At 43.7% G+C, this 13,802-nt stretch carries 8 protein-coding genes; all 8 read right to left on the bottom strand.

Annotated features, from left to right (window positions below; genetic code table 11):
- Window positions 1-15: 15 nt before the first annotated feature.
- Window positions 16-2,172, bottom strand: a complete 2,157-nt coding sequence (locus tag GQ51_RS05780) for a type II and III secretion system protein family protein (RefSeq protein ID WP_047550926.1) — start codon at window positions 2,170-2,172, stop codon at window positions 16-18.
- Window positions 2,173-2,363: 191 nt separating this feature from the next.
- Window positions 2,364-2,501 (bottom strand): hypothetical protein, encoded by a 138-nt coding sequence (locus GQ51_RS12455; RefSeq protein WP_160280001.1) that lies wholly within the window; start codon window positions 2,499-2,501, stop codon window positions 2,364-2,366.
- 455 nt (window positions 2,502-2,956) lie between these two features.
- Complete coding sequence (locus GQ51_RS05775; protein WP_047550923.1) at window positions 2,957-4,885, bottom strand: tetratricopeptide repeat protein; 1,929 nt, start codon at window positions 4,883-4,885, stop codon at window positions 2,957-2,959.
- Between the two features lie 360 nt (window positions 4,886-5,245).
- Window positions 5,246-6,538, bottom strand: a complete 1,293-nt coding sequence (locus GQ51_RS05770) for a TniQ family protein (protein WP_160280000.1) — start codon at window positions 6,536-6,538, stop codon at window positions 5,246-5,248.
- Between the two features lie 52 nt (window positions 6,539-6,590).
- Entirely contained in the window at window positions 6,591-7,793 is a 1,203-nt protein-coding gene (locus tag GQ51_RS05765; protein ID WP_047550918.1) for an ATP-binding protein, read from the bottom strand.
- Window positions 7,794-7,795: 2 nt separating this feature from the next.
- Window positions 7,796-10,453, bottom strand: coding sequence for a Mu transposase C-terminal domain-containing protein (locus GQ51_RS05760; protein ID WP_047550915.1), 2,658 nt, complete (start codon window positions 10,451-10,453; stop codon window positions 7,796-7,798).
- Between the two features lie 860 nt (window positions 10,454-11,313).
- Window positions 11,314-12,255 (bottom strand): O-methyltransferase, encoded by a 942-nt coding sequence (locus tag GQ51_RS05755; protein WP_047550912.1) that lies wholly within the window; start codon window positions 12,253-12,255, stop codon window positions 11,314-11,316.
- Window positions 12,256-12,262: 7 nt separating this feature from the next.
- Window positions 12,263-13,582, bottom strand: a complete 1,320-nt coding sequence (locus tag GQ51_RS05750; protein WP_052177727.1) for an ATP-binding protein — start codon at window positions 13,580-13,582, stop codon at window positions 12,263-12,265.
- Window positions 13,583-13,802 lie beyond the last annotated feature (220 nt).

Genomic DNA, 13,802 nt, shown 5'->3' with positions numbered 1-13,802 from the left:
GGTTGCCAATTACATTTAACCTTGTGTTGATTCAGTCAATGGTTTTTTAGATTTCAGAAATGGGAATCGATTATTTGGCCGTAATTTTGGTAAATTAGCCGTCTGAGTAAACAGATTCAACTCAACATCGGTATCTAAGAGATAGGAAATCCCATCAAACAGCCTGGCTGAATCATCGAGATTTGGGGGCTCGTTGATAGGTTTTGACGTGCTATCTTGTATTTGAGCGTCTACGGCTGGCAAACTGCTTGTGTTATTAATTTGCCTTGTATGGACTGATTTCGGCTCTATAGCTGGACTGAAAGCATCATCAGCCTGTTGCGGAGTCTTTTTTGGTAGGCCATTTACAATCAGTGGTAATTTTTGATTTACATCTGACAGGCTGTTTTTCTTTATGTCATTAACAGCAGATATTTTTTTGTTCTTATTAATTGCTTCTTTTTTTTGCTCTGGTTTTGCTGTCGCCAGCTTATTGTTTAGTGTGGCTTCTGATTCTTCCGTTGTGCTTGCGTCATTTACAGACTCATTATTGATTAAATTATCATCTGTCGGTTTCAAGTTCCCGGAATCATTGAAATTCTGAGTAGTGTTGTTTACACCATCAACACGTCTCGCATTAACTACAATAAACAACTCATTTCTAGAAACCTTATTGTTCTTCTTCTTAAATAAACTACCTAGCACAGGTATTTGTGAAAAATATGGCACTTCACTGAATTTCTTACTGTCTTCTTCAGTGAGTAAGCCAGCTACAGCCCACGTTTCACCGCTGGCCGACTCAGTAAGTGTGCTGACTGTTTTTTGCCTGAACGAAGGGATGGGGGCTCCCATCAATGTGAATGCATTAGTGTAGTCAGGCTCAGATATGGACTGATCAAGTATGATTGAGATCTTACCGTTCTCTAATACCGTCGGTCTAACAATTAGACTCAGGCCATATTGCACAAAAGTAACGTTGGTTGATACCACTGGATTTTGAGTAGTGCTACCGGCGGATATCATTTGCACAGGTATTGGAAGTGAGCCCCCCACTAAAAAACTAGCAGATTCGCCGCTTAATGCAGTGATCAATGGCTCTGATAAAGTTGCTCCGGCACCTTTTTCTTCTATGAGTTTTAGAAAATTAACCAACCCAAGCGTGATACCTTGCGCTGGATTTGCGTAACTTAATATTCCTGCAATAGTTGATGTGCCAACATTAGTAACTCCCGTATTTCCCGTTCCACCAATGCCGTTTCCTATACTTGGGCTAACGCCACCTAGCATGCTGCCAATGCTAACACCAGTTGTGCTGCCGCCGTTCTCAATCATGCTTGTAAGTCGCCAGTCCCAACCCAGTTCGTCAGTTTTGTTTCTATCAACGGCAACGATTTGCATTTGAATTTCGACTTTCGGCTGACTTTCCACCTTTATGAGACTCATCACTTTTCCCTGGGCGACCATCACTACATCACCGCGTGAAATGTTTTGTGCCAGATTACCCTTATTCGGATATAAAGGCTGATTTAATGATGCGGCTACGCCGCCTCGGTTTCCGCGTGTGGCGCTCCCCTGATTTCCTCCTTGCCCTCCATTTTGTCGGCTATTGATATTTAGTATTTGAAGCGCTAAGTTTTGTCTAACTGGATTGACTTCTTCAGTTTCATCTGTATTTCCTGCCAGTACACCTCCTTGGTCAGAAATAACAGAAAAGTCTGGTGTGGCAGATGAGCTCATAAAGCGATCTGCTATCGTTAAAACTCTATTCAGAGCCGCTGCTGTTTTTACGGTTCCCTTGAGTACAATGACCTCACCAATTTCGTCTACCTTCACGTTGGGTTCAATCTGGTTCAACAGTGTTTTGAGTTGTGTAGTGTCGTTGGTCACTTGCACTACATAGGACGTATTCTGGTTATCTGCACTAAAAATGGTTAATGAAGTGCTACCGGTCATCTGACCGCTGATGATGATCATGTTAGGTTTAAGCGTTGCTACTTGAATGACGTTGGGATCCCCAATCGCCAATGTTTCAATGTCATTCGCCAGGCGTAGTGGATAGGAGTGACCTTTTGTGATTTTGAGGTAACGCGTGTTATTTGCAGGTTTTGCTTTTGTTTCTGCTTGCACATGGTTAACAGAAAATAACATCACCAGGATTATTCCAAAAAAAGTATTTAAAACTTTTGTTGCCATTGAGTTTGCTTTTAGAAATGTTTATAAAATCATTCCACCAAGGTATGCAGAAAACATGCCATTTATAAAGCTCAATTAATTCAATGATCTACTCTCAGGCAGGACATCTCGGAAGATGCAAGTGGTTTTTTTTAACCACCGCTTGGTTTATTAAAGCCAAATTATTATGTGAAATGCTAATGCGTTCTAGATTAGAAACCAGAATATAGATTTTTGTTTTTAGTCAGAGTAAATCGGTGGTGTTCAGCAGGTATTCTTGCGCGGAAATGATAAGCGTCAGCGCCTTTGCGCTTGGCGAGATTGGTTTGATTTTTCACTTCATCACTCATGTGAGTTGTTCCATTGCACAAGCACAATATTAAAGTGTGCTACGTGTAACAGTAATGTGTAACACTTTGAGATTTCAAGTGGTTGATTTGCATGAAAAACCATTGTGAATGTAAGAAGGACAATTTATTGATTAAATTTTAGAAGCATTAATTTATGCAGTTAATAAGGATCTGTCATCGAGTCGAGTCTTTATCTAGGTTTGCAAGGAACCATAAAGTTGACTAAAGGCAATAATGGAAGCATAAATTAACTCGTATTTCACAGATGTCAATTAAATCAGCTTTTACCTACTGTTGCATAAATCTGCAAAGCAACATTTAACTTAATTGTTATGTGTGAGCACATAGACTGCTAATGCTAGCAGTTTGTTTTTTAATGTCCGCTAAGCGGATGGTCAAAATTTTTGAATTCGCCGGCCTGCTTGGCTTTTCGCGTAGGCTGGCGGAATAATGGATTAGCCCATATTGTTGTTGCCTAAATGAAACACCTTTGTGCCATCTGGCGTATGAATTCGAAGTACCGGAATTTCTTCACTCCCTGTTCGATCCTGTTCAAATGACTCGACTAGTTCGGTCATTAAGGACCGCCATGAATCTGCTATTTGTGCAGGAATTTGTGGACTACCCGGCATCATGCCAAGCGCCCATGGTAAAAATTCTTCGCCCACGAAAAAGTGTGCAGTCTTAGCCGAAAGGATTGCCAAGTAGGCGTTCCCAGAGTTTAGAGCGCACATGATTGAGTTAACCCATGCCTCCGTATCCCCACGTTGCTTAAGAGCGCAAGTCAGGAATCTGTATGCAGCAATTGAGTAGTAACCATCTCGACTGGCTAACACACCAGCGTTAAAGTTAAGGCAACCATCAATTGCATTCTTATTCATAAGTGGAAGAAGGTGCGCGATGATCTCACCTTCATTCATGGCTGACGTATATTGCTGCAACACGTCCATATCGCGTTCCTCGATTGGTGAGCCAGTCTGTGACTCCAACCCCCACACTTCGCGAAGTTCATTACACACCATTAAGAGAAGCTCGACATAGGTCCGATTACGTTCACCTACTTCAGGTAATGCAATTTGGAGTTGCTCGCTGGCCTTTGCGAATTGACCCGCATTAAAGAGAGTGTCTCCAAGGCGCCAACGATTTTCTGAGGAATCTTCCAGAGTAAGTGCTTTCTTGTAACAGTTAGAGGCTTCTTCAAAATTTCCTATTTCGAAATTTGCTGCTCCGTACTCGCTCCAGAAATATGACCTGCGATCATAAGTAGCATCTTTTGCTATCGCAATACTGTATGCTTCACGGGCTTCTTCCCATCTCCCTTGGCTAGCAAGCGAGTTACCCAAGTTGTAGGCGAACGGACCGATATTCTCAGGGATGGGTGGCTTTTCCAACCAACTCTCGAGCAATGCTGACCAGGTATGCGCCTCGCCATATCTCCATGATGAAGCAGCGCATGTTGTCGAGAAAATGAACCACGGCAACGACGAATCGGCTTCACCGTTTAGCAAAGGGGTAATCATTTCTACGGCCGACATTAGCCCTAAGGAAAAAATCATTGCGTCGAAGAACTGGAGTCTTAGCTCTTCTCCAGCGGCGCGATATAGGAGTGGTGCCGAAACGCTAGCAAGTGATCTTGCAAAGATAATTCGTTCATATCGACATGCGCAAAGGAATGTCGCCAATAGAGCATGCTCTACTAGCTCGCCTTCCGTTAGTTTCTCCTTGTGGTGAAACACGAAGCCCGGTAGGCCGCTGTAGCTTGAAGCTATCTTGTTAGGAGCGAAGATCAACTGAAAATGGCCAATTGACATTTCTCGCGGAAGAACCTTGAAGCTCTTTGATTTGATTTTGCTAGCGATCTTTGCGGCGATAACTGGTGCGACATCGTTGTTGTCTAATTGCTCAATGGTGATTTCGTACGGAGGGATAAGCGGCTCAAACAGTGCTTGCCTTCTTGCGTGTAGGTATTTTTCAACCTCCGTCGGAGAAATAGCTATATTCCATGTTTTCAATAAACCGGCCACGTCTAAGGACTCATTCCCTGGCTTCATAAGCCAATCGACATCATGCAACCAACACCACTGCAACTGTTTCGTCGTATCAAAGTACCGGAACAGTGCAACCGGGTCAGTATGTCCAGACCAGTATTCGAAATGCGAGCGATCTAGTCTTAAAACATCATCGCTTACGTCATTGTCTGTAGCTTTAACTTGACCGTAGAAACGAATCCCTGTGCGGTCTCCATTCTCAGTAAATAGTTCTACCTGAACATCGATCCCATAATCTTTACTAAAAGAATGAATCACCCAGGAGTCTGGAAATACTTCTCGTAAGAAAGCGAGTGATCGTTCTTCGAGAACGTGGCTACGTATCCGATTGGGCATAATCTGCTAACAGTTAATAATACAGAGATGCGGCATAATTGAATTGATTGTAGTTGAGTTTTTATAATTATTAAATAAATGAATGACCGCTTTGTCCGCTTACCAGTCATTCAATTAAAATCTTAGGGTGGTGAATTTATATTGTTTTAAACTTGTGCCAAAGGCTTTAACGTGCCGAAGCATGAATCTTGGCTAAATTAGATTGAGGCGAAGATTTAGTCTTTTTGAGCAAGGGCTGCAATGGGGAGCATAAACTTTACACGGCATTAACCGACTCTGCTGACCGGGTGCGGGACGTAAAGTTTATGGCAGATTAATTATACCAGTTTACATGCGTTTGAGTACCTGAACCCTTGTTGCTTACGTTAAGCCTAACTCCTTCAATGTGTTGCGATGGGTGGTTCGCAGATGCATTTTCGCAAAACATAGTTTTAGTGGAAGCAGTTGTTTCGCTACTTGCCTGTTGCTAGGATATAAGCCTTGCTCATAGAGATGCCAGGTAATATTCCGCACTTCCTGTAGCTGTGCTTTTTTCTTTTGTAGCGCGGTCCGGTTGATCCATTGCTTGTGCTTCGATGAAATCACTTCACATTCTTTTTTGAACCAGTAGAGCAGATATTTTCTGGTGAGTGCCAGCTCGGTAATGATGTCGGCCAGTGGCCTGCAATCATCCGTATCATTACAGATTGCCTGCAGACGTTCGTAAATTTCGTGCTTGGGTGGTTCCTGCAGACCTATCTTGGGGCTTATGCAGTGCAGTTTTTGGGCATGTGATTTAAAGTGAATATCAATCTTATAGGGATCGAAGTCTTCCATTAACAATTCAGATGGCATCTCTCCCAGCTGGTGGCAAAGATACAGAAATTGCGGGAATAACGGTTTCTGTTGTTTCGTAATCCAAGAGGCCATTGTGGAAGGGGTGAATCCCAGCATTTCCGAGAACCTTTTTTTCTTATTGCTTGCCAGGGCAATAGTCAGCTTCATGAGTTTTTCCCGGAACAACTCACCCGTGACTTTTTGCATGGCGTCTTTGCTGTGAATGATCATGTCCTCAATCGCGCCAGCTACCCAGAGCTGATAGGGATCATGGATATTGGATGGTTCCTTGTCGCAGGTGCCAAGCCAGCCATAACAGTAATTGCAGCGGCCTAGGCTGGCATGAACCGGTATGAAGGGCTGGTGTTTGCCGCACCAAGGGCATTCATCAACCAAATGCTGATGATGTACTGAACATACTTGGTACAGTGCATAGCCCCAGGAAAGCTTGAAGTAGGCAGGCGTGTGATGGTTTCGATAATCTGCCAAACAGGCGCTGCACCATTTGGGATGTTGTGCCATCAGACCGGTGCCTATCGCAGGGATTATTTCCTGCCATGGCAGGGCGGTGAGTAATGCAAGCCCATCCCTGCCGGTCAGTTCCTCCGTCATGGTCACGAATTTATTCGCGAACTTACCAGTGCTATGTAAGGTTTTAGCGTAGTCCATATAGAACATCGCATGTCGCCCGGAATTGACCTCGGACATGCGTGGCAAAAACTCGGTGCTGAGCAACAGCCTTGGGCTGATGCAATGTGCTTTGGATAAACGGATCAGATAGGAAATCAATCCTTCTGATCCGCCACTGCCAATACCAATCGGCGCCAGCCCGAACAACCTGCTACGGGCTGGAATGACGATACGGTTGCCAATATCCTCTATGTAGACATCAGGAGAATAAAGCAAAATTCAACTCCGTTTTGTCACGCTTGGGATTGCGTTTGCCGACTTGGCCTTTGACTGACTTTTTATCCGGCGGAAGATTTGGCAGGGATATTTGCTCACCATCTGCACCTGTCGGCAAAACATCTGTAACTTGTGTTGCAACCTTGCCGATATTCTCATGATGCAATTTGAGCATACCGCGCAATTCCTTGACATCGATGTCCTTGAGCTTGGATTCTCCAGTAAAGGCTTCCTTCAAAACGGTCTGAATGCTTTTATTGGAGTGTGCATATTGCAATATAAATTCCATATCAATGGTTTCAAGGTTCTTCTTTAAACCCTCCCGGACTGCGTTATTAAGCCATTTCTTGAGAATGCCGATACAACCAGCCGATTTCAGATAAAAAATGTTCAGATGCTTGATGAGATCGGGTTCGACCTTGAACGGCATATGCCGCTGAAAGGAGTACAGAGCATTCTTGAATGCCATATTGTCGGCGGCGATATAGTCGTCATATCGTGCCATATGCACCACACGCCCGCGGCGAACCAACTGAGCACTCTGCTCCAGAATTTCCAGCAAATCGTAGGTGTCAATCAAAATTATGGTCACGTTACATTTCTGCGAGAGTGATTTAATGACTTCAAACTGCCGACGCATGAGCTTGGGGTCTACCATCAGCAAATGATTGGCCTCATCTATGATCAACGCTCGGGTGCCTCGCATCTTCATGGTATTTTCTACGGCGCGCCGTAATGCTGCCACGGTGTTCATAGAGTAATGTGGCGAGATTGGCTGCTCCATGTAGATTTCATCTTCAAACAGTTGTTTTTGTGAGATGCATGGATCGCTGAAGGCATACAGCAAACGGGTATAGAAATCCTTCCAGTCAAACTTTATATCTTTATCCGGTGGGATCGCATCGACCCGGATAACCGGCAAATGTGACTTGTCCGATTGCATGCGCATCATATTGCGCTCCAGTAACTGATCTTCGATCTTTGCCGCTAAGGTGGTTTTGCCGACGCCGGTCGGCCCCGTGACGATCATGATGTCCGGTTCGTCGCTGGTATCAACAAGGGACAGAACGTCATTCTTGGCCATCTCCAGTCGCGGATGGTTGATCGTCTTGCGGTAGAAATATTCCTTGCGGACGTCGATAGAGTTTTGCAGCAATGACAGCGGGAATTTGTCTTGAGTGTTCATGATTAAAAGTCTCCGTAAACTTGCAGTTCGTCTTCAATCACGATTTCGGCATCTACAATCTCAGCATCTGAGATGTCCGGTATCTCCACGGTTTCTGCAGCTGGCGACTCAAGCTGCGCTCTGGCCTGCAGCTCCTGATCACGCCAGATCTGGCGTTGCGTCTCTTCGGATAATGACGCCTGCCGTAAAAACTCCGCCATGGATTGCGCCGTAATCTCCTGCTTCTGTCCCATCAGCTTGCTTTTGGCCTTGAAGTCTTTGGTGATGAACTCGATCTGTTTGACGCTCCTGTTCCTGAAAATAGCGGCAAATTCGGAGACACATTCGACCCAGCAGCCGTGGACGTAAGCATAGGCATGGGCTGCATTGTCAGGGTCGAATCTCACCGGAACTTTCTTGCCTGCCAGCGCAGGGGCTGTGAACTCATTGCACCAATACCTCTGGTAATTGAGGTGGATGCCTTTGATGCGATCAATCTTTGCGACACCGGCCTTGGTCGTTGGCATGCACAGCAACTCGAACTCCCGGTTGTAGGTGATATGTTTGTGAGTCCGCATGCCATAGTCCTGCATGCCTACTGCAAATACCTGGGCAGGGCTGGTCCCGAGACTTTTGTGCGGATTGCTCTCGTAGACTTGCGTGAGCCAGTTGACGAAGCAATCGGTAAACGATTGCAGTGTCCATGCGCATAGCGCCTTCGGGTCGTGGCTAGGTACGCAGGTACGCGGGGTTTTGGTTGCCTGGGTATTGCCGCTGAGGTTATGAATGAGCTGCGTATTGGTGGTGCCGAAAAATCGTTCCAGTACTGAACCGAAGCGTGCCTTGGATTTAGCCCTGGATTTTTTGGTGCTTTTTAGGAATGCCAGTAAGGTCTCCAGGTAAACACTGTCGAATTCGGCACCGCCATCCATCACGATGACTCTGGGTATTCTGCCGTGCTGCTGTACGCAACGCTTAATGAGCATCATGCAGCTGTGATAGCTGGGTGAATCGAATGTGATCCAGAAAGCTAGGACTTTCCTAGAGTAGGCATCAAGCATGACGCTGAGCCACGGGCGTTCGTACTGGATGCCGAACAACCTGTCACCCAGTTGTATATCCAGTTGTGTATGGTCGATATGCGCTATATCGAATGGCCGTTCGCCGTGACGCGGTGTTTCCATATCCAGCCGCCAGTAGAATGTCTCATGCTCATAGGCGGCACGTTTGCCTTTTCTGGCCAGTACGACGTCATACTGATTCAGCTTTTCGATCGCCTTGCGGAAGGTCTTGTCGCTGGGGGCGATCAGGCCTTGTTCTTTGCATTTGTTTTTGAGAGCTCCATACGCCGCCATGAATTTAGGGTCATGTGACTTTAGAAAATACTCCTCAATGATCTCGGTCATCAGATCGATCACATCCTGGTCAATCTTGCGGTTACGGTTACCGCGTTTGGCGGTCTGCGGGAATAGGCCAACCAGGCCATTACCGAAGAGCATTTCGGCTTGCTTAAACTTCTTGCGGTAATATTTCACCGTGCTAATGGAAACGGCATTGCTGGTATGGTCTGCATCCTGCAGTATCTGATACCTTGCAATTGCTACCTGCATCGCCTGCGGACCGGCCTCTGAGATCTTTTGGTAGACATCGCTCTGCAGGTCTTCGCGCAGACTGACAGGCCGGCCGGTAATCTTGTTCTCCTGCAGGTAGGTATTGAGGTCTTCCAGCTGCAGTTGTGCTGTCTGGCCTTCATGATTACTCAGGTAGACAGACGTTTTGCCTACATTGTCTATCTTCCATGGCATGCCATCCCAGGTAAGCTGCTCGCCCGGCTTGATCTGCAATGGCTGGTGCAGATGAAATTCGGTGATCACATCCTTGGCAGATTGAAGTCTATAGAAGTCTGCAGCCACCTCATCACGGTATACGACAGTATATTCAAGTTCTGAAATCGGGTTGGACAGGATAGGGAAATACAGATGCCCATCCACGATCAGCTTATACACGGCATCTGCCGGCAGCCTTTCATCCGCACGCACCAGGTCGATCAGGTTCATCCATGGTTGATGCTGGAACAGGCCTTGGGCAATCTCTATCTGGGATTTGGTCGGTGCCGGGCAGTCAGCATCCATATAGTCAGACAGGAACACAAGGTTGCGGATCAGGACCCAATCGTTCACGTCTGACGAGCGCAGACTGTATTGCAAACCGTATTGGGCTGCATAAGCCTCGCCCGGCGGGCTGCGCCAATTGCCTTGTTCGTCTTTTATATAACGCTCTGGCTGGGTGACCGATAATTGAATCAGCTTCTCTTCCGTCTTGCATTCGACCCAGCCGGTATAGTCATCAGCCAGGATGAAAAAATCCGGCGTATGCATGATGGTCACTTTTTTACCGGCGTCCTTTTGGTAGCTCAGTTTTATTTTTGGTGGCTGATCGTAAAACTCATGGGTAACGCAGTCGTGATCCCATAGATACAGGGCAGCCAGCTCATTGTTATGGCTTTCTGCCTGGATGGTGCATTTCATTTTCTTGCTGGGATAGCGGCATGCTACGTTGTACATGCCACTTGCGGTGCGTCGTGATGGATCTGAAGTGCGTATGTGGTTAATGATGCCTTGCGCTTCATAACTGATGTTGTGTTGCTGGTAATACGCTTCTAATTCATTTGGATTAAACATTTCATGCTCCTGATAACTAACTTGATTTAAGGAGTCGTAGAAATTTGGGCGTAGCGAGTCCTGTCTGACTTATCGGCATTTTTTACCGATGAGAAAGTTGGGGCGCAAAGGTGCCAAGACTATCGTCTGGAAATTTGACAAAACACACAGTTGTCGTAGAATGTACTTAACTAGTTGGTCGCTAGCTATTAAGTAACATTCGAGAGACTCAATGCGTTCCGCTTGGGTCTTTTGCATTTCTGCAGCCTGAATATCCAGGCTGCTTCACTCAGTAAGCTTCTTTTCTTCGATATTTCCTTTCTGAAAATGGCAGCTATACAACACTGCCTACTGTTCAAATAACCCAAAACAAGATTCCGCCCTGGGCCATCTGAAAATCAAGTTAGCATGGATTTTTAATCGCGCAACTTTTGTCGAAACAATTACTAATAAACCAATTACAGGGAATATGCAACAGTTAATTATTGATTAAGTCATTGAAACTTAAAGTTAATTTGTAACTTCAAGTTCAAAACCATGAACTTGAAGTTACTGATGTGGATTGCAGAAATGAAAAAGCCGCTTATTCAGCGGCTAAATTTGACAAAATAAATTTGTGTGAAAGCTAGATGAGATAATTCCCTAAATAATTAGAGATTTGATTATGCAGGGAAGTAACAAAATGATTGGTGATTGCTCGTTTACTTGCTCTAACGATTCTTTCGTAAGTACCACCAACTGCAAATGCTACTTCTGGCGGTAATTTAAATATGTTGGAAACTATAAGCTCAGTATCTCTAATTTTTTTGCAAATTTTTTGAATATATTTGGTTTGATACCTATGCGTATTAACCACTACTCGTATTAGCATTTAATAATGCTTATTCCTCAACATCTGCGAATTGGGGATAGAACCTGTAAAATTCTGCAAACCGATGTGCGTCTACTGGACGCACAGGTTTCGACTTAGCTTCGTATTCTGCTTGTGTCAACGACAATGGTAGAAGTGCCTTAAGGTGGTTTACTTCTTTGAACGTTAGTGCTGGGGCGTGTAACTCTATTCTTTTTGGCATAAAGTTTTGTACCATTGATGGTTCAGCGCGCAGAGCCCTTTTTATTTTATTATTTGCAAGAATCCAACCAAATGTAATCATTTGAGCATTGTCTTTGTAAGCTATATCAATCATTCGCAAAAGCTGTTTTTTATTGCTGTTGGTGGCTCCAATATTGATGTCTGCTAGAGTACTTTCCAATCGCGATTCTATAATCCTCAGCATTACATTTTGAAGACCTGCTATTGAAACCACCTCTTTTTTGTAACGTTTGGAGCTATACTCAGCTGGCAACCCAGCAAAAAAATCTTCAATTTTTTCTGCTGCATTTAACAATGCAGAGTTCAATGTAATAACCAAAAAACTGCCTATTTTCGCTTTGCGAACAAAAGTCTCTATATCGGCCAGAATTGATGTCGTTAAATAAGAATAATAATCTAGCCAACAAATGACCGGATTTGTATTGAATAGATTTAAAGTAGGTAGCACTGCATTTGTTGTACCTTCAGCCACTGTAATACAGCCATAAGGTTTGTTGAAATCACATCTGGCAATACTAGGGGCATGCTCTTCAATACTTACCATTTCATTTATACCAAACAATTTATGGAATAGTGCAAAGTCGGTGAAGTAAACAGAACCCATACCTATATAACCATAGCGTGCTGGATCATCAAACCTATAAATAGAGGCTAATTTATCTGCTATGAGTCTTCTTTCAATCCTTTTGCTTGGTCTTAGGTTAAAGTTTATTTGATTATGAGCGACCATAATTCGGTTAATCCTCTGCCTCTACGTTTACTGCGTAATAGATCTCAAATGTTTGAATGCCAACATCTTCCGGTTTCGTAACTTCTAATACTTGCATGACGCGATTAACTTCTTCAGTGGGCTTTTGGTATCGAATCCATGTTAATTTTTTACTTTTATCAGTTTGCGAAGTCGTAACTGGATATATAAAGTTTGCAGATTCGGTAATATTGTCCAGAGCGATTGATTTGGCCTTCGCTATGTAATCATTTAAAGGCTGCTCTTCCTGCTCACTTTCTTTGTCAACAGCATTTAGAAAAGTAAAAGTTTCTTTCATTGCAGCAATCATTTCTTGGAAGGCCTTGCGAAATGCTGGATGTTCCTGATCAACACCGGATTTAGTAGTGTTCCAAGGTAAGGTTTTAATGTCGCTAGATTTGAAAAACAAATAACCTCTAAACTGCCCATATTGGTTATGGTAGCTGGGTACTCTTAGAGCATCATTGTTATAACCCCATCCAGTTACAGGAGATTTGTCTGCTTGTAATAGAGTTCGACCATTACAAATTATGTTCCAACCGGCTTTGTTGTTATCAGATTTTTCTATTCCCGCATATAACTCTATTGATACTTTCCCATCGTCAATTTCAAGATCGAATTTTTTGTATATGGGCTTAATGTCTTTCGAGGAAAGTAATTCAATTTTATGAGAAGCCAATACTTGGTTATTTAGCTCAATTCTCAGACCTTTTTGTATGGAGATTATTTGTTTTTCTTTGATAAGCAATTCTAATTTATCAACGAAATTAGAAAGTCCGAATTTAGCGGAAACTCCGCTATAAAGCCCGTCAACCGTGATTGTGGTGCCTAGGTCTAGGTTGGGGTTGCATTGATGTTCAAGTTTAGAAAATTCAAAGGTCCATTCCTCATTTTTTAACCACTGTTCTACATCGATATCAATTTCAAAATAGTTTTCAGTAGTATTTGAAACTATTTTTATTTTCTTACCCATCTTGAGAAGCGCTCTTTTCATACCGACGCCAAAATTTCCAACCGCATCAGAAGGGTTTTCATCCAGTGCAGCATAGTCGTCAGGACGGCCAAATCGAAAGGCATACTCTTTAGCTATATTTAGGGGAATTCCACCACAATTGTCTTTGATAGTGAACTGGTGCTTATTTATCGTAATTGTTACCCAGAATTGTTTATAGTTATCAACGGAAAGTCTTTTGGCTCCATCAATAGAGTTGTCAATCAGATCCAGAATTGCGTCTTCGAGAAGAATATCTTTTGTTAACACATACGCAACTAGTTTTTTAGTTGGCTTTGCGTTAATTGTATTTTCCATTGTTTCTTACCTACCTGATAATTTGTTGATAAATTCGATTTAGTAAAAATTCAGAAACTTCGGCTGCCTTCATTCAGGCAAATAGACTATAACAGTATCTAGCTAAGAGCGGCAATAAGGTTAGTAAATGTGGTTGAAATAATCGGTTCCGGTACAGTACTGTCCGGCAACTGAACATTTGGTATGACTCCTTTCGAGAAGCTTCATAAAATTTTACATA

Origin of the sequence: Methylotenera sp. G11 (genome assembly GCF_000799735.1) — a bacterium.
In the GTDB taxonomy this organism is placed as follows: domain Bacteria; phylum Pseudomonadota; class Gammaproteobacteria; order Burkholderiales; family Methylophilaceae; genus Methylotenera.
This window is presented reverse-complemented; position numbering and strand designations above follow the sequence as displayed.